The following is a 16,735-nucleotide window of genomic DNA, read 5'->3' on the forward strand; positions in this document are numbered from 1 at the left end:
CCATGAAGTTGCCAAGCAAAGTCAAGTTGGTGGACGTGGGCCCGCGCGACGGCCTGCAGAACGAAAAGCAGCCCGTGCCGGCCGAGGTCAAGATCGAACTGGTGCATCGCCTGCAGGACGCCGGGCTGACGGAGATCGAGGTCACCAGCTTCGTGTCGCCGAAGTGGGTGCCGCAGATGGCCGACAACGCGCAGGTCATGGCCGGCATCCGGCGCCAGGGCGGGGTGCGCTACTCGGTGCTCACGCCCAACATGAAGGGCTTCGAGGCGGCGGTGGAATCCAGGCCTGATGAAGTCGTGGTGTTCGGCGCGGCCAGCGAGGCCTTCAGCCAGCGCAACATCAACTGCTCGATCCAGGAAAGCATCGAGCGCTTCGCCCCGGTGGTGGAAGCGGCAAGGGCGAAGAACATCTACGTGCGCGGCGCGATCTCGACCGCCGTCGGCTGTCCCTACGAGGGCGAGGTGGCGCCGGAACGGGTCGAGTTGGTGGCGCGGCTGATGAAGCAGATTGGGGTGCAGCACATCGGCGTGGCCGACACCATCGGCGTCGGCACGCCGCGCAAGGTGCAGGCCGCGATGGAAGCGGCGCTGCGCCACTACGCGCTCGACGACGTCTCCGGCCATTTCCACGACACCTACGGTCAGGCGCTGGCCAACACGCTGGCCTGCCTGGAAATGGGCATCTGGCAGTTCGACACCTCGGTGGCGGGCCTGGGCGGCTGTCCCTATGCCAAGGGCGCAACCGGCAACGTCGCCACCGAAGACGTGGTCTACCTGCTGCATGGCATGGGCGTGGACACCGGCATCGACCTCGACAAGCTGATCGACGCCGGCAAGTACATCAGCGATTTCCTCGGCCGCAAGCCGAACTCGCGCGCTGCCACCGCCATCCTCACCAAAAGGAACAACGAAGCATGTGCGGTGCCGAGCTGAGCGCCCTGCCGGAGGGCGTGCAGCGCGTCGCCCGCGTCTTGCGCGAGCAGGGCCACCCCCATTCGCCGGTGATGCTGGACGATGCCGCGCGCACCGCGCAGCAAGCGGCCGATGCGCTGGGCATCGCCGTGGGGCAGATCGCCAAGAGCATCATCTTCCGCCGCAAGTCGGACGACGCGGCCGTGCTGGTGATCGCTTCGGGCGACCGCCGCGTGGACGAAAAGAAAGTGGATGCGCTGGTCGGCAAGACCGGGCGCGCCGACGCCGAGTTTGTCAAGGCCAAGACCGGCTACTCGATCGGCGGCGTCTCGCCGGTGGCGCACGCGCAGCCGCCGGTCACGCTGATCGACCGCGAGCTGTTCCGCTTCGACGAGATCTGGGCCGCGGCGGGCCATCCGCACGGCGTGTTCAAGCTGCACCCCAGCGACCTCGAGCGGCTGACCGGCGCGCCGGTGGCCGACGTGGTCCAGCCGCCCGCCTGATGGAAGCGATGGCGTTGTTGGCCGAGCGGGCGCGCGAGCTCACCGCGGGCGCGGCGCAGGGCGTGCCGTCGCCCTGCATGTCGGTGTGCCGCATGGACCTGGGAACCGGCTGGTGCGAGGGTTGCCTGCGCACGCTGGACGAGATCGCGGCCTGGAGCCGGATGGACGACCGGGAAAAGCAGCAGGTGTGGGCGCTGATCGGCAAGCGCATCGCGCACGGGCCTACGGGCGACGAGGAGCAAGACCGATGAAGCGCATCACCTTCTACCTGGACTTCATCTCGCCCTACGCCATGCTCGCGTTCGAGAAGCTGCCCGAAGCCCTGAAGGGACTGAGCTACAGCGTCGACTTGCGGCCGGTCCTGTTCGGCGCCCTGCTCAAGCACCACGGCCAGCTCGGGCCGGCCGAGATCGGCTCCAAGCGCGACTGGACCTACCGGCAGGTGACGTGGCTCGGCCACGCGAATGGCGTGCCGATCGACATGCCGGCGGCGCATCCCTTCAATCCGCTGCCGCACCTGCGGCTGGCGCTGGCGTGCGGCGAGGACGGCCTCATCAACCGCTACGTCGCCGAGACGGTGTTCCGCCATGTCTGGCGCGGTGGCGCCGATGCCGCCGACGCGCAGCGGCTGGCGGAACTGGCCGGGCAGCTGAATCCGAAGCGCGACCCGGAAGGCGATGCGGTGAAAGGCGAACTCAAGTCGAACACCGCGCAGGCGATCGCGCAAGGCGTGTTCGGCGTGCCGGCCCTGGTGGTCGACGACAAGATCTTCTGGGGCTTCGATTCGCTGCCGATGCTGCGTGCCTGGCTGGAGGGCGATGCCTGGTTCGAAGCGCACTGGGACCGCGCCGCGCAGCGGCCCGTCGGCGTGCAACGCGCCCGATCCTGAGCCCGACGGTCCCGGGTTTACCCTTTGCGGCTCAGCACCTTCCTCGCATCGTGAAACCGGCGCTGCGGGTTTCACCCTAATTCGTCAGAACCCATTCAGTTTCGTGCAAGCCCGCGTTGGCTTCGCGTCAGAGCAGGGTCAGAGCGATCTCCAAGAATGCCTGCAAGCATCCGCGTCGGGTGCCTAATTCTTGGAGACAAGCAGATGTCGACACTTGCAGCACCCCGGCCGATGACGCCGGAGGAAAAGAAGGTCATCTTTGCGTCATCGCTCGGCACCGTGTTCGAGTGGTATGACTTCTACCTCTACGGTTCGCTGGCGGCCATCATCGCCAAGCAGTTCTTCGCCGGGCTGGACCCGACGTCCGCGTTCATCTTCGCGCTGCTCGCGTTCGCCGCCGGCTTCCTGGTCCGTCCCTTCGGCGCCATCTTCTTCGGCCGACTGGGCGACATGATCGGGCGCAAGTACACCTTCCTGGTCACCATCCTGATCATGGGCCTGTCGACCTTCATCGTCGGCGTGCTGCCCAGCTACGCCAGCATCGGCGTGGCCGCGCCGGTGATCCTGATCGCGCTGCGCCTGCTGCAGGGACTGGCGCTCGGAGGCGAGTACGGCGGCGCCGCCACCTATGTGGCCGAGCACGCGCCGCACGGCAAGCGCGGCGCCTACACCGCGTGGATCCAGACCACCGCGACGCTGGGCCTGTTCCTGTCGCTGCTGGTGATCCTGGGCACCCGCACCGCGATGGGCGAGCAGGCCTTCGGCGACTGGGGCTGGCGCATTCCCTTCATCGTGTCGATCGCCCTGCTGGCCATCTCCGTGTGGATCCGCCTGTCGATGAACGAATCTCCCGCCTTCCAGAAGATGAAGGCCGAAGGCAAGACCTCCAAGGCGCCGCTGGCCGAATCGTTCGGCCAGTGGAAGAACCTGAAGATCGTCATCCTGGCGCTGATCGGCCTCACCGCCGGCCAGGCCGTGGTCTGGTATTCGGGCCAGTTCTACGCGCTGTTCTTCCTGACGCAGGCGCTGAAAGTCGACAACGCCACGGCCAACATCCTGATCGCCGCCGCCCTGCTGATCGGCACGCCCTTCTTCATCGTGTTCGGCGCACTGTCCGACAAGATCGGCCGCAAGCCCATCATCATGGCCGGCTGCCTGCTGGCCGCGCTCACCTACTTCCCGGTGTTCAGCGCGCTGACCAAGGCCGCCAACCCCGACCTCGCCGCCGCGCAGGCCAAGGCCCAGGTGGTGGTGAGCGCGAATGCGGCCGACTGCTCGTTCCAGGGCAGCCCGATCGCCCGCGAGATCGACTTCCACACCTCCTGCGACATCGCCAAGCGCTACCTCGCGCAGAGCTCGGTCAGCTACGAAAACGCCAATGGTCCCGCCGGCCAGCCCGCCACCGTGAAGATCGGCGACAAGGTCATCACGGCGCCCGCCGCCACCGTGGCCAACCACAAGTTCGACGAAGCCAGCACCAAGGCGATCGCGGCCTTCAAAAAGGAAGTGGCCGAGGCGCTCAAGACCGCCGGCTACCCGTCCAAGGCCGATCCCGCCAAGGTCGACAAGTTCATGGTGGTGCTGATCCTGACCTACCTGGTGATCCTGGTGACCATGGTGTACGGCCCGATCGCGGCGATGCTGGTGGAAATGTTCCCCACGCGCATCCGCTACACCTCGATGAGCCTGCCCTACCATATCGGCAACGGTTGGTTCGGCGGCCTGCTGCCCACCACCGCCTTCGCGATCGTGGCGGCCACCGGCAACATGTACAACGGCCTGTGGTATCCCATCATCATCGCGGCGGCGACCTTCGTGATCGGCACGCTGTTCATCCGCGAGACCAAGGACGTGGACATCTACGCCCAGGACTGAACGTCGTTTCACTGAAGGGCCTGCCCCGTGGCGGGCCCTTTGTTGAAACCTCGATCAAAGGAGACATGCAATGTGGAAGCTGGTGATTGCCTTCGTCGTGTTCGCGGCGGTGGCCATGTTCGTGATCATGAAAGGCGGCGACAAGCTCGACATGGGCGGGGAAAAGCACGGCACCGAAGCAGTCACGCCGCACGCGCCGGAGCCGGCAGCTTCCGCGACGAAGTGAGAGTGATACCGGCGTGAGCATCCGCGCCGGCAGCCAGCCCTCGAACGAGGGCGTTCCCCGGGTACGACCAGGCGTCACATGCCAGCGCCCGGCAAGGCGAGCCTTGCGTGCGCGTTGCGAAGCGCTCCCTCAGGAGCTCGACGCCGTTCAGCGGCCGCCGGCGATATCCAGGATGGACCCGCTGACGTAAGAGGCTGCAGGCGAAGCCAGCCAGACGATCGCCTCGCCGACCTCTTCCGCGGTGCCGGCGCGCTTCATCGGGATGTTCTTGACGGTGCGCTCCAGGCGGTCGGCGATGCCGGTCTTCTGGTGGATGTCGGTGTCGATCAGTCCGGGCCGCACGGCATTGACGCGGATGCCGTCCGCGGCTACCTCGGCGGCCAGCCCGAAGGTCAGCGCGTCCACCGCACCCTTGGAGGCCGCGTAGTCCATCCACAGGTTGGGTGCCCCAATCCGCGACGACGCCGACGACACATTGACGATGGCGCCGCCCTGGCCGCCGTGCTGCGTCGACATGCGCAGGATCGCCTCGCGCGAACAGACGATGGTTCCCGTGACATTGGCGCTGAGGACCGCGTTCACGTCGGCGGCTTTCATCTGGTCGACCCGGCGGCGGCCGCTTCCCGTGAAGGCGGCGTTGTTGACCAGCGCGGACACGCGTCCGAGTTCCTCGTCCACCACGCGGAACATGCGGCAGATCGCATGCTCGTCGGCCACGTCGGCTTGGGCGATGAGGGCGCGCCGGCCGGCCGCCCGCACATCCGCGGCGACGCTTTCGGCCGATGCGCGGTCGCTCAGGTAGTTGATGCAGACGTCCCAGCCGTTGGCGGCGGCAATGCGTGCCGTGGCGGCACCAATGCCGCGGCTGGCGCCGGTCACGATCATCACAGGCATGTTCTATTCCTCAGAAATGGGTTGGGTTGGCGCAGCGGCCGGAAAAAAGTCAGCGCGGGCCGATCCGGTCGCCCTGCACGACGCGCCAGGCATCCTCGATCCAGTCGCACAGGACCGCGCGCGTTTCGCGCGGGTCGATGATCTCCAGGATGCCGAACTTCTCGGCCGTGCGGAATGGCGAGCTGATCCGCAGGTAATAGTCTTCCAGCTCCTTGCGTTTGGCGGCCGGGTCGCTGGCTTCCTCGATCTCCTTCTTGTGGGCGGCCATCACTCCGCCTTCGATCGGGATCGAGCCCCAGCGCGCCGACGGCCAGGCGAAGCGGTGATTGAGCTGCTCGCCGCCCTTCGGGCCGTGCAGTGCGCCGGCCATGCCGAAACAGCGACGCACGATGATCGAGACCCAGGGCGAGCGGCTTTCGTGCAGTGCATCGCCCACGCGCACCGCGCCCAGCAGCGTGCCGCCCAGCTCGGCTTCCAGTCCGGTCTGGTTGCCGGGCTGGTCGACGAAGTTGACCACCGGCAGCCCGAACAGGCTGCACAGGTTGGTATGCCGCTCCATCTTGTAGGCCGCCTGCGATGTCATCGCGCCGCCGTGCACTTTCGGGTCGTTGGCGATCACGCCGACCGGAATGCCGTTGAGCCGTGCCAACGCCGTGATCACCGAGCCGCCTTGATGCCGGCCGATCTCGAAAATCGAATCGCGGTCGAACACGCTTTTGAGGATGCGGCGCGGGTCGTAGATCTTGCGCCGATCGTGCGGAATGGCGTCCTTCAGCCAGTCGTCGGCGCGGTCGACCGGGTCGTCGCAGGCGACGACGGGCGCCAGCTCATGGACGCTGCGCGGCAGGTAACTGAGGAAGCTGCGAACCTGCGCCAGCGCGTCCGCCTCGTCGGCCGCCTCGTTGTGGACCAGCGCGTTCTTGCGGTGCACCGACCATCCGCCCAGCTCGTTCTTGTCGATGTCGACGCCATAGGCCTGGCGAACCACGTGCGGCCCTGCCGCCATCACCTGCGCCTGGTCGCGCACCATCACGGAAAAATGCGAGAACAGCACCTTGATGGCGCCCTGGCCGGCGCAGGATCCCAGCGCGACCCCGACGACGGGAACGGTGCGCAGCAGTTCCTGGACCGGCCAGTTCACGTACTCCGGCAGTTTGGAGCCGGCGCTCTGCATCAGCAGCTTGACGCTCCCGCCCGCCGAGTCGACCAGCCGGACCAGCGGCATGCGCAGCTGCCAGGCCATGCGCTCGATGTAGATCCACTTGTCGGCGATGGTCGCTTCGGACGAGCCGGCGCGGATCGAGTAGTCGTCCACGTGCAGCGCCACCTTGCGGCCGGCGACCCGTCCGGTGCCGACGATGGCGTTGCAGGGATCGAGCTCCCGGAAGTGCCCTTGCTCGTCGTAGTGCCCCTTGCCGGCGACCGAGCCGAGTTCGCGCCAGCTGCCGTCGTCCAGCAGGGCAGCGATCCGCTCGCGCGCGTTCATGCGGCCGGCGTCGCGCATCTTTTGCAGCGCCGGCGCGCCGCCCATGGCGCGGGCCATGGCGCGGCGCGCCTGCAGTTCCGTCAGCTCGGCGACCCATTCGCCGGCAGGTTCGAATTCGGTCTGCCCGTTCATGCCGGCACCTTTGCGGCTTCAGTTTCCTGAAGGAAGGCGTCACGCAGGACGTGCTTCGTGACCTTGCCCGAGTGATTGCGCGGCAGCTCCTTGACCAGCCGGATCACCCGGGGCTTCTTGTAGCCGGCGATGCGCGCGCCACAGTGTGCCGTCAGCTCCTCCGGGGTGACCCGGCTGCCCTCGCGCGGAACCACGAAGGCGGCCACGAGCTCGCCCCATTCGGGATCGGGAACGCCCATCACCGCGGCTTCGAGCACGCCGGGGCAGGAGGCGAGGGCGTCTTCGACTTCGCGCGCGTAGACGTTGAAGCCGCCGGAAATGATCATGTCCTTGTTGCGGCCCACGATGTACATGTAGCCCTCGGCATCGAAATATCCGAGGTCACCGGTGTAGTACCAGCCGCCGCGGATCGACGCCGCCGTGATTTGCGGCTGGCGCCAGAACTGAACGGCGCCGATGCCGTGGTGGGCGATGGCGATCTCACCGATCTCGCCTTGCGGCAGCTCCTGGTCATCGGCGCCGCGGATCGTGATCGACACATTGACCGTCGGTTTCCCGCAGGAGCCCAGGCGCGCCGTCTCCTGCGGCGCGCCCTCGATCACATGCTCATGCGGATAGAGCACGGCCAGCGGCTGCACCGCCTCCGTCATGCCGTATTGCTGGCGCAGGATCGGTCCGAAGCGCTTGACCGCGCGCCGGAGCAGCTCGACCGACGCCGGGGCGGTGCCGTAATTGATGATCCGCAGCGAGGACAGGTCGGCGTTCGACCCTGCGTCCAGGGCATCCAGCACGCGGCTGAGCATGGTCGGCACCAGCATCAGCTGCGTGATCCGGTGCCGCTCGATGTCGCGCAGCATCGCCGCGGCGTCGAACCTGTCGGCCACCACGCTGCGCGCGCCACGCAGGTAGCAGGGCAGCAGGTAGACGCCCGCCGCGTGGGTCAGCGGGCCGACGTGCAGCATCGCATCGTCCACGCCGAGCGCGTACTCCATGGCGTGGAACTGGTTGTCCAGGCGTTGCTGCCAGCGCAAGGCGGTGTAGGCCACGCCCTTGGGCTTGCCGGTGGTTCCCGATGTGTAGCCGATGCGCTCGATGTGGTCGTCCGGTATCGGTATGCGCGGCGCGCGGACTTCGGCCGCGCCGAGCAAATCGTGGTAGTCGAGCGCGTTCGGCGCCTTGAAGCCGACGCCGAGCACATGGCGCAGCGAAGGCACCAGCGCCGGGAGTTCCCCGGCCAGCGCTGCGAACTCGGGTCCCAGGACGACGGTGCTGGCCTGCGAATCGTTCAGGATGGCTGCGTGTTCGGGCAGCGTGTGCCGCGCATTGAGCGCGAGATAGGTCTGCGCCGCCTTCTCTGCGCCGAAAACGGCAACAACGCTGTCCACGCAGTTGTTCAGCAGCACGGCCACGCGGTCCCCCGGCGCCAGGCCCAGCCCGAGCAGGGCATTGGCAAAGCGATTCGTGCGCGCTTCGATTTCATCGAAGCTGAAGGTCTGGTCGCCGTGGATCAGGGCAGGGCGCGCGCCATGCTGGACTGCCGCCCAGGTGAGCCGCCCGCCTGCGATTCGTGGGTAAGTCATGCTGTCATCTCATTCAGGTGGAAGCTGCGTCACTTGCCGGCGGAACCGTCCTGCTGGAGGGCCTTCAGCACGGCGAGCCGCGAGTCGTCGATCAGTTTTTTCAGGGCGTCGCCGGCTTCCTCGAACCGGTTCTTCTTCAAGGCATTGATCACGCGGCGCCAGCCGCGCAAGGACTGCACCCGCCGGTCCTGGTCGCGCAAGCCGAGCTTGGTGTAGCGCGCGGTCTGCAAGGACAGCGAGTGGTAGATGTCCGCCAGCTTCTCGTTCGGGCAGGCCGAATAGATGAAGCGGCTCAGCTGCATGGTCGTCTGCGTGTAGCGATCCCAGCCGTCGGGGTCCTGGGCCAGGCGCTCCAGCTCGGCCACGTCCTGCTCCAGGCGCTCGATGAAGGCCGGATCCACGGGCGAACTGCCGCGGAAGAACAGGCCCGCCAATTCGCGCCGGATCTCGAACAGGTCGTTCACTTCCTTGGCAGACAGGCGGGTCACGTGCGCGCCGCGTTGCGCGAGGATGGTCACCACACCGCTTTTTTCCAGGATGCGCAGGGCCTCGCGGATCGGCCCGCGGCTGACCTGGAACTGCTCGGCGTGCTGCTGCTCGAGGATGCGGTCGCCGGGCCCGTATTCGCCGCTCAGGATCGCCAGCGTGATGCTTTCGGCGATCTGCTCGGGCAAGGTCAGCGGACGGCTCTTCGGTGCCGCCCGAGTGGCGCCATTGGAGTTCAAGGTGGTGGGCATGGCGGTGCTCAGGCCTGTTCCACGATCACCAGGGCCTGGCCCTCCTTCACGAGCTCGCCCTCCTTCACCAGGATTTCGCGCACCGTGCCTCGTTCCGGCGACAAGGCCGGGATTTCCATCTTCATCGATTCCAGGATGACCAGGTCCTGGTTCTCGTCGACCGTGTCGCCGACACGGCTCACGATCTTCCACACCGTGCCCGTGATCTCGGACGTGATGGTTGATGTCTTCAATGTGCGCTCCTTCGATAGCCGGACACCGGCGGTCAGTCGATTTCGGATGCCCCGCCGTTCGGGCAGCCCTGACGCGGCGGGTTGTCGTAAGTCAATTCTAGCCACATGTCTGATTGTTGACAATCAGATAATCGGGGCGTACAGTTTTTTCCATCCAAGGCGGCCCATCGGCGATGGACCTCCGGAACACGCACCCATTTGATGAGATCGTCAATGCCACTTACCCATTCCGACGTCCGCAGCCTGCTCGACATCCTGGACCGGTCCGAGGGCCTCGAATCGCTGGACATCAAGCTCGGTGACTTCGTCCTGCGCGCGCGCAAGCACGGTGCCGCCCCGCTGGCCACGGTCCCCATCGAGATTCCCGCGCCGAGCGCGCGGCCGGTCGAGCCCGCGCCGCCGGCGGCAACCCCTGGCGCCGCGGCCGGCGCGGAAGTGCCCGTCACGGAAGTGCCGGCCGGCATGACCGCCATTCGCGCGCCCATGCTGGGAACCTTCTATTGCAAGCCGTCGCCCGAACAGCCGGCCTACGTGCAAGAGGGGGCGGCAGTGGCGCTGGACCAGACCGTCTGCCTGGTCGAGGTGATGAAGATGTTCAACACCGTCAAGGCGCCGGTGGCTGGTCGGGTGCGCCGCATCCTGGCTGAGCACGGCAAGCTGGTGCAGCACGACCAGATCCTGATGCTGATCGAGGGGTGAGCCATGAACGACGCCACCATTCCCCTCGCCCGCCACGACATCCGGCGCGTCTTCATTGCCAACCGCGGTGAGATCGCCGTACGCATCGTGCGCGCCTGCCGCTCGCTGGGCATCGAATCGGTCGTCGGCGTGTCCGAGGCCGACACCGACAGCATGGCCGCACGCATGGCCGACCAGGCCGTGGTCATTGGCCCGGCGCCGTCGGGCCAAAGCTACCTGCGCGCCGACCTGCTGGTCAAGGCTGCGCTCGAGACCCGCTGCGACGCCGTGCACCCCGGCTATGGCTTCCTCTCCGAGCGCTCGTCCTTCGTGCGCGCCTGCAGCGACGCCGGCCTGATCTTCATCGGACCGAGCGCAGAGGCGATCGATGCCATGGGCGACAAGATCACCGCCGTCAGCCTGGCCACCAAGGCCGACGTGCCGCGAGTGCCCGGCTCCGGCGCCATGGCCGACCCCGCGGCGGCGCGGCGGATCGCCGAGGAGATCGGCTACCCCGTTCTGGTCAAGGCCACGGCCGGCGGCGGCGGACGCGGCATGCGCGTCGTGCGCTCCGGCGCCGAGATGGAGGCGGCCTTCCGTTCCGCCGCCTCCGAGGCCCAGTCGGCCTTCGGCGACGCCACGCTATACGTCGAGAAGTTCATCGAGCGCGCCCGCCACATCGAGATCCAGGTCATCGGTGACCAGCACGGCAACATCGTCCACCTGGGCGAGCGCGAGTGCTCGACCCAGCGCCGGCACCAGAAACTGATCGAGGAGGCACCGTCGCCCGCGCTCAGCGCGGCGCAACGCGCGGCCATGGGCCAGTGCGCGCTGCGGCTGGCGCGCAACGTCGGCTACTTCGGCGCCGGCACCGTCGAATTCGTCGTCGACGCCCGCGACAACCGTTTCTACTTCCTCGAGATGAACACCCGCATCCAGGTGGAGCATCCGGTCACCGAGATGATCACCGGGCGCGACCTGGTCGCCGAGCAGATCCGGGTGGCCGCGGGCCTGCCGCTGTCCTTCACGCAGGACGAAATCACGCTCCACGGGCATGCCATCGAGTGTCGGCTCAATGCGGAGGATCCCGACCGCAACTTCCTGCCGCGACCGGGCCTGATCACCGGCTGGAAGGCGCCCGCCGGCCCGGGCATCCGGCTCGACTCGCACTGCTGCGCGGGCTACACCGTGCCGCCGTACTACGACTCGATGATCGGCAAGCTGATCGTGCACGCGCCGACCCGCAGCGAGGCGATCGCGAAGATGACGGCGGCCCTGTCCGATCTGCAGGTGCAAGGCGTGACGACCACCGCCGCTTTCCACGAGGCCGTGCTGGCCGATGCCGACTTCGCCGCCGGCCAGGTCACCACCCGCTGGGTCGAGGAGACCTTCCTGCCCGCGCGCAAGGCGGCACGGGCCACGCAGGAGGCCACGGCATGAATACGGCGCTGCGTTTCAGCGACGCCAGCTTCACCGACGGCCAGGCCGCCGTCTGGGACCAGCGGCTGACGACCCCGATGCTGCTGGAGTGCATCGGTCATCTGGCCGGCTCCGGGCTGGCCGCCATCGAGGTGCTCAGCCCGTCGGTGCTCGAGGCCTGCATCGCGCGCGGCGAAAACCCCTTGCAAAGGGCGGTCCTGGCGCGCCGCCGCTGCCCCGGTGTGCCGCTACGCGCCACGGTGAACCTGCTGACGGGCCACGGCCGCGCGCCGGACGACACGCTCGGGCCCGGGCTGCTCGCCCCGTGGTTGGGTGAGTTGGCCGCCGCCGGCATCGCCCAGGTCGTGCTGCTGGACGCACTGCAGGACCCCCAGCGCATGTCCGGGGCGGTGCGCGACGCGATCGCCGCCGGCCTCGTGCCGATCGCCGCCTTGCCCTACGTCGCCGATGCGGGGCTGGATGATGCCGACTACGCCCGGCGCGCGCGCGCGCTGGCGGCTTGCGGCGCCGACCGGGTGATGCTGCGCGACGAGAGCGGCGTGCTGACGCCGGACCGCGCCCGCAGCCTGCTGCCCGCGCTGCGCGCCGCGCTCGGCGAGCTGCCGCTGGACCTGCACACGCGTTGCCAGACCGCCCTGGGGCCCTGGCTGGCAGTCGAGGCAGCGCGGCTGGGCATCAGCGGCATCGACACGGCTCTGCCGTGCCTGGCCAATGGGGCGTCCTTGCCCGCACTGCCGCTGCTGCTGCGTTCGCTCGCGCGGCTGGAGATCCTGGCGTCGGCACCGTCACATCAGGCGCTGGCGGCGGCCAACGAGGGCCTGGCAGCCATCGCCGACCAGGAAGGCTTTCCCGCAGCGCAGCCGTGGGTGTTCGACCTGGCGCCGTTCGCGCACCAGCTGCCCGGCGAAGTGGCGGCGCGATGCATGTCGCAGCTGCGCGAACGCGGCGAATGGCCGCGCGTGCACGCCTTCGCCGCCGAGTGTGCGGCCGTGCGCGCCGACATGGGGTCGCCGCCCATGGTGGCCCCTTTCGCCCAGGCGATCGCCGAACAGGCCATGAGTCATTTCCGGGGCGAGCCCCGCTACCAGAGTCTCAGGCCGGTGCTGCGGCGCCTGCTGCAGGGCATCTACGGCACGCCGCCGGGGACCCTGCACGACGGCCTGCAACAGCGCGTCGGCCGCATCGAGGCCAGCTCCGCCATCCCCGCCGACCGGAGCTACGCCGGCGGCCAGACGCTGCTGGCAGGTGTCGCAGGTGTCGATGCGCGCGAGGTGCCGGGACATGCCCGCCTCGCAGCACTCCGCTATGAATCCGTCGCGCCGGCCGTGGCGCTGGCGCGTGGGCTGTTGCAGCGCGCGTCCCGGTACGCGCTGGTGTCGGCGAACGGCGCCGGCATCGAAATTCGCCTCCAACTGGGCTTAGTCCAGTGAAACAGGGAAATAGCACCCCCCGTGAGCGCCAGAAGGGGCGCTATCTAGGCGCAAACCGCAGCCAGGTTGGATACCTGGCGAGGATTTGCAACAACGAGAGTGCCCCTTCTGGCGCTCACCCGAAGGGCCGGGGCGAGAAGGGGCGCATGAGGGCGTTACGGTCCTTGCCCAGGCGGCCAGCCTGGGCTGCGGCCCGTGCCTACTCCTGCACCCCTTCTCGCCCCGGCGGGGGGTGCTATTTCCCTGTTTCACTGGACTAGAGCCATGCTGTCCCAACTTCGCGCCCAGGTCGCTGCCGAGACGGCACGCACCGGCCGGCGCCGCACCATCCATCTGTCCGACGGGACGCTGCGCGACGCGCACCAATGCCTGTGGGCCACGCGCATGCGCACCGAGCACATGCTGCCGATCGCCGAGCGCCTGGACCAGGCCGGCTTCGTCAGCATGGAAGGCATCGCCCTGGTGCAGTTCGACGCGGGCGTGCTGTTCCTCAACCAGAACCCGTTCGAACGTCTGCGCCTGCTGCGCGAACGCATCACGCGCACGCCGCTGCGCGCGGCGGTGCGCGGCAACCTGATGCGCAACTTCTATCCGGTGGCCGACGACATCACGCTGCTGTTTGCCGAGCGCCTGATCGCCAATGGCGCGCGCGACATGGCGATCATGGAGGCGCTGCTGTGCTGGGACAACGTCGAGGCCACCGTCAAGCGCACCCTTGAACTGGGGTGCCGTCCCATCATCGCGCTGGGCTACAACATCGCGCCGGGTTACGACGATGCGTTCTATGCCCGCAAGGCGGCGGAGGCACGGCAGCGTTTCGGCGCCGATGGGTTCTGCATCCTCGACGCCGGCGGCATCCTGACAGTGGAGCGCACGCGCACCCTGGTCCCGGCCGTGCGCGCCGCGATCGGCCCGGAATGCACCCTGGAGCTGAACACCCACTGCCTGACCGGCCTGGGGCCGCTGGTGGCGCTCGAAGGTGCGGTGCACGGTGCCGACCGGATTCTCTGCGCGGTGGACCCGCTGGCCAACGGCAATTCGCTGCCCGCCGCGCAGATGCTCGCGCGCAACCTGCGCGAGATCGGCTTCGACGTGGCCGCGGACGACCATCTGCTCGACGAGGTCGGCGACTACCTGGGGCGCCTGGCGGAACAGGAAGGCCAGCCGGTGGGGGTGCCCGCCGAATACGACCCCGCGCAGTACGACACGCAATACGCCGGCGGGGCACAGACCAACCTGGAGGCGCAGCTCAAGCAAGCCGGCCTCATGCACCGGCTGCCGGAGGTGCTCGAGGAGATTTCCCGGGTACGGGTGGAGCTCGGCTCCCCGGTGATGGTGACGCCCTATCCCGCCATCGTGGCCGCGCAGGCGGTGATGAACGTGCTGAACACCGAGCGCTACAAGGTGGTTCCCGACGAAGTCAAGAAGTACGTCTGCGGCTACTTCGGCGCCCTGCCGATCCCGGTCGACCCGAACGTCAAGGACAGGATCATCGCCAATGGATCCAGCAGCGTCGCCTTGAGCCCGCCCGCGCTCGAGCCGGTGGTGCCGCAGCTGCGCAAGCGCTACGGACACCTGTCGGACGAGGAACTGGTGCTGCGCTACATGTACGGCGACGAGAAGATCGACGCCCTGGCCCCGACGCCCACCGACTTCAGCATCGAGCGGCCGCTGGTCGAATTGGTGGCCGGGCTGGCGCGGCTGCCCGCCAGGCGCGCCATCCATGTGATCTCGCCCGGCTTCGAACTGCACGCCAACGCGGGGCTGGCATGACGCAAGTGTCCAGGCCCCAACCGGTGGCGACTGCGGAAAGCCGGCCCTATTGGGACGCCGCGCGCGAAGGCCGGCTGGTGGTGCAGCGGTGCCCGGGTTGCGGGCGGCACCAGTTCTATCCGCGGGCCTTCTGCACCGCGTGCCTCGCCGACGGCCTGGAGTGGGTGCAGGCCCGCGGCACCGGCCGCATCTACACCTTCACCATCTGCCGCATCGCCGCCAATCCGGCCATGACCGCCCCCTACGCGGTGGCGCTGATCGACCTGGATGAGGGCGTGCGAATGCTGGCCAACGTGGTCGGCTGCGACGTCGAGCGCATCCGCACGGGGGCCCGGGTGCAAGTCCGCTTCGAGCCCATCAGCGACGAGTTCACATTGCCGCAGTTCACGCTGCAGGAGGAAGGCCGATGATCATCGACCATTTCGATATCGGCGTGCGCAAGTACCCCGAACGCGTCTGCGTGCAGACCGCGACGACACGCCTCACTTATGCCCAGGTGGCCGAAGCCTCGCATGCGCTGGCCCATGCCCTGACCGAGCGCGGGCTGGAACGCAGCCACATCGGCATCCTGTGCCCCAACGATCCGATCGGCTTCGTGACCATGCTGGGCATCATGCGTGCCGGCGCGGTGTTCGTCCCGCTCAACACGCGCGATGCCCTGGAAGACCTGATCTGGTTCATGGCGTTCGCGCAACTCTCGGCGCTGGTCGTCGACAAGAGCTTCCTGCCCCAGATCGAACGCATCCGCGCCGGCGTGCCCACGCTCAAGTCGGTGATCGCGCTGGACGAGCAAGCCGACGGCACACCCAGTGTGGCGGGCTGGATGCGCCAGTACGCGGGGCAACGCTGCATCGCGCAGCGCGAACTCGACGACGTCGCGCTGATCAAGTCGTCCGGCGGCACCACCGGGCGGCCCAAGGCCATCATGCAGAACCATCGCGCCCTGCATGCCGTCTACCGCATCAGCAACCAGTTCTGCCCGCCGGCCAAGGAGCCGGTGCACCTGGTGGTGGCGCCGCTGACCCATGCGGCAGGCGCCACGGCGGTCGGCCTGTCCTCGTTCGGCACCCGCAACGTGATCGCGCCCTCGGCCGATCCGACCGTGGTGCTGGAGCTGATCGAGCGCGAGCGCGTGACGCATATGTTCCTGCCGCCGACGATGATCTATCGCCTGCTGGCGCACCCCGACGCGCGGCGGCGCGACTGCAGCTCGCTCGAATACGTGATCTACGGCGCGGCGCCGATGTCGGTGGACAAGCTGAAGGAAGGCCTGGCGCTGTGGGGACCGGTGTTCATGCAGATCTACGGCCAGTCCGAGGTGCCGGGGCTGATCACCTGCCTGAGCCGTCGCGACCACGACATCGGCGGCAACTCCGGGGATACCCGGCACCTGGCGTCGGCCGGGCGCCCGACAGGCGCGTGCGAGGTAGCCCTGATGGACGACGACGGCAACATCGTCGGGCCCGGCGAGCGTGGCGAGATCGTCGCGCGCGGCGAACTGGTGACGCCGGGCTATTTCGACAACCCGGAAGCCACCGCCGCCGCCCGCGCCTTCGGCTGGCATCACACGGGCGACATCGGCGTGTTCGACGAGAACGGCTACCTGTACCTGGTGGACCGCAAGAAAGACATGATCATCTCGGGCGGCTTCAACATCTACCCGAGCGAGATCGAGCAGCTGATCTGGTCGCATCCCGCGGTGCAGGACTGCGCCGTGGTCGGCACCCCCGACGCCGACTGGGGCGAGCGGGTGACCGCGGTCATCGAGCTCAAGGCCGGCGCGACGGCCACCGCCGACGAGATCATGGCGATGTGCAAGGCCCGGTTCGGCAGCACCAAGACGCCCAAGCGCGTCGAGTTCTGGCCCACGCTGCCGCGCAGCCCCGTCGGCAAGGTCCTGAAGAAGGACGTCCGGTCCCGGCTCGCCGGCACGGGCGGGGGCTGAAGC

17 protein-coding genes are annotated in these 16,735 nt (G+C 68.2%); 12 read left to right on the top strand and 5 right to left on the bottom strand.

Annotation, left to right across the window (positions count from 1 at the left end; genetic code table 11):
• Nucleotides 1–2: 2 nt before the first annotated feature.
• From UC35_RS12420 to UC35_RS24075, 6 genes are all read left to right on the top strand, one after another.
• Nucleotides 3–932 (top strand): hydroxymethylglutaryl-CoA lyase, encoded by a 930-nt coding sequence (locus UC35_RS12420; RefSeq protein ID WP_173861256.1) that lies wholly within the window; start codon nucleotides 3–5, stop codon nucleotides 930–932.
• Nucleotides 914–1,414, top strand: coding sequence for a YbaK/EbsC family protein (locus tag UC35_RS12425; protein ID WP_061500031.1), 501 nt, complete (start codon nucleotides 914–916; stop codon nucleotides 1,412–1,414). Before UC35_RS12420 ends, UC35_RS12425 begins: the two co-directional genes overlap by 19 nt.
• An 8-nt stretch (nucleotides 1,415–1,422) precedes the next feature.
• Nucleotides 1,423–1,665 carry a DUF1289 domain-containing protein gene (locus tag UC35_RS12430; RefSeq protein WP_061503816.1) on the top strand — a complete coding sequence of 81 codons (243 nt, stop codon included), beginning with the start codon at nucleotides 1,423–1,425 and terminating at the stop codon, nucleotides 1,663–1,665.
• Nucleotides 1,662–2,303 carry a 2-hydroxychromene-2-carboxylate isomerase gene (locus tag UC35_RS12435; protein WP_061500034.1) on the top strand — a complete coding sequence of 214 codons (642 nt, stop codon included), beginning with the start codon at nucleotides 1,662–1,664 and terminating at the stop codon, nucleotides 2,301–2,303. The genes UC35_RS12430 and UC35_RS12435 overlap by 4 nt, the downstream gene beginning before the upstream one ends.
• Nucleotides 2,304–2,507: 204 nt before the next feature.
• Nucleotides 2,508–4,178, top strand: coding sequence for an MFS transporter (locus UC35_RS12440; protein WP_061500038.1), 1,671 nt, complete (start codon nucleotides 2,508–2,510; stop codon nucleotides 4,176–4,178).
• Nucleotides 4,179–4,248: 70 nt separating this feature from the next.
• Complete coding sequence (locus UC35_RS24075) at nucleotides 4,249–4,404, top strand: hypothetical protein (protein WP_173861257.1); 156 nt, start codon at nucleotides 4,249–4,251, stop codon at nucleotides 4,402–4,404.
• Nucleotides 4,405–4,551: 147 nt separating this feature from the next.
• Here UC35_RS24075 and UC35_RS12445 read toward each other — a convergent pair whose 3' ends face one another.
• The 5 genes from UC35_RS12445 to UC35_RS12465 are packed head-to-tail and all read right to left on the bottom strand — an operon-like array spanning nucleotide 4,552 to nucleotide 9,466.
• Nucleotides 4,552–5,298, bottom strand: coding sequence for an SDR family oxidoreductase (locus tag UC35_RS12445; RefSeq protein WP_061500040.1), 747 nt, complete (start codon nucleotides 5,296–5,298; stop codon nucleotides 4,552–4,554).
• Nucleotides 5,299–5,347: 49 nt separating this feature from the next.
• A complete protein-coding gene (locus UC35_RS12450) occupies nucleotides 5,348–6,916 on the bottom strand; it encodes an acyl-CoA carboxylase subunit beta (RefSeq protein WP_061500043.1) in 1,569 nt (522 codons plus the stop codon).
• Nucleotides 6,913–8,496, bottom strand: a complete 1,584-nt coding sequence (locus UC35_RS12455) for a class I adenylate-forming enzyme family protein (protein WP_061500045.1) — start codon at nucleotides 8,494–8,496, stop codon at nucleotides 6,913–6,915. Before UC35_RS12455 ends, UC35_RS12450 begins: the two co-directional genes overlap by 4 nt.
• Before the next feature lie 29 nt (nucleotides 8,497–8,525).
• The gene (locus UC35_RS12460; protein WP_061500048.1) at nucleotides 8,526–9,233 is read right to left on the bottom strand and encodes a GntR family transcriptional regulator; all 708 of its coding nucleotides are present in this window, start codon (nucleotides 9,231–9,233) and stop codon (nucleotides 8,526–8,528) included.
• 8 nt (nucleotides 9,234–9,241) lie between these two features.
• Nucleotides 9,242–9,466, bottom strand: a complete 225-nt coding sequence (locus tag UC35_RS12465; RefSeq protein ID WP_061500050.1) for a biotin/lipoyl-binding carrier protein — start codon at nucleotides 9,464–9,466, stop codon at nucleotides 9,242–9,244.
• Nucleotides 9,467–9,679: 213 nt separating this feature from the next.
• Between UC35_RS12465 and UC35_RS12470 the strand changes: the two genes are divergently transcribed.
• The 6 genes from UC35_RS12470 (at nucleotide 9,680) to UC35_RS12495 (ending at nucleotide 16,732) form a co-directional block, all read left to right on the top strand.
• Nucleotides 9,680–10,165 carry an acetyl-CoA carboxylase biotin carboxyl carrier protein gene (locus UC35_RS12470; protein ID WP_061500052.1) on the top strand — a complete coding sequence of 162 codons (486 nt, stop codon included), beginning with the start codon at nucleotides 9,680–9,682 and terminating at the stop codon, nucleotides 10,163–10,165.
• A 3-nt stretch (nucleotides 10,166–10,168) separates the two neighbouring features.
• Nucleotides 10,169–11,584: an acetyl-CoA carboxylase biotin carboxylase subunit gene (accC, locus tag UC35_RS12475; protein WP_061500055.1), complete on the top strand. Its 1,416-nt coding sequence runs from the start codon at nucleotides 10,169–10,171 to the stop codon at nucleotides 11,582–11,584.
• The gene (locus UC35_RS12480) at nucleotides 11,581–13,014 is read left to right on the top strand and encodes a hypothetical protein (RefSeq protein WP_061500058.1); all 1,434 of its coding nucleotides are present in this window, start codon (nucleotides 11,581–11,583) and stop codon (nucleotides 13,012–13,014) included. Before accC ends, UC35_RS12480 begins: the two co-directional genes overlap by 4 nt.
• Nucleotides 13,015–13,278: 264 nt before the next feature.
• Complete coding sequence (locus UC35_RS12485; protein ID WP_061500061.1) at nucleotides 13,279–14,787, top strand: hypothetical protein; 1,509 nt, start codon at nucleotides 13,279–13,281, stop codon at nucleotides 14,785–14,787.
• Nucleotides 14,784–15,197 (top strand): Zn-ribbon domain-containing OB-fold protein, encoded by a 414-nt coding sequence (locus UC35_RS12490; protein ID WP_061500065.1) that lies wholly within the window; start codon nucleotides 14,784–14,786, stop codon nucleotides 15,195–15,197. The genes UC35_RS12485 and UC35_RS12490 overlap by 4 nt, the downstream gene beginning before the upstream one ends.
• Nucleotides 15,194–16,732: an AMP-binding protein gene (locus UC35_RS12495; RefSeq protein ID WP_061500067.1), complete on the top strand. Its 1,539-nt coding sequence runs from the start codon at nucleotides 15,194–15,196 to the stop codon at nucleotides 16,730–16,732. Before UC35_RS12490 ends, UC35_RS12495 begins: the two co-directional genes overlap by 4 nt.
• The last annotated feature ends 3 nt before the right edge of the window (nucleotides 16,733–16,735 follow it).

Source organism: Ramlibacter tataouinensis (assembly GCF_001580455.1).
GTDB classification, from domain to species: domain Bacteria; phylum Pseudomonadota; class Gammaproteobacteria; order Burkholderiales; family Burkholderiaceae_C; genus Ramlibacter; species Ramlibacter tataouinensis_B.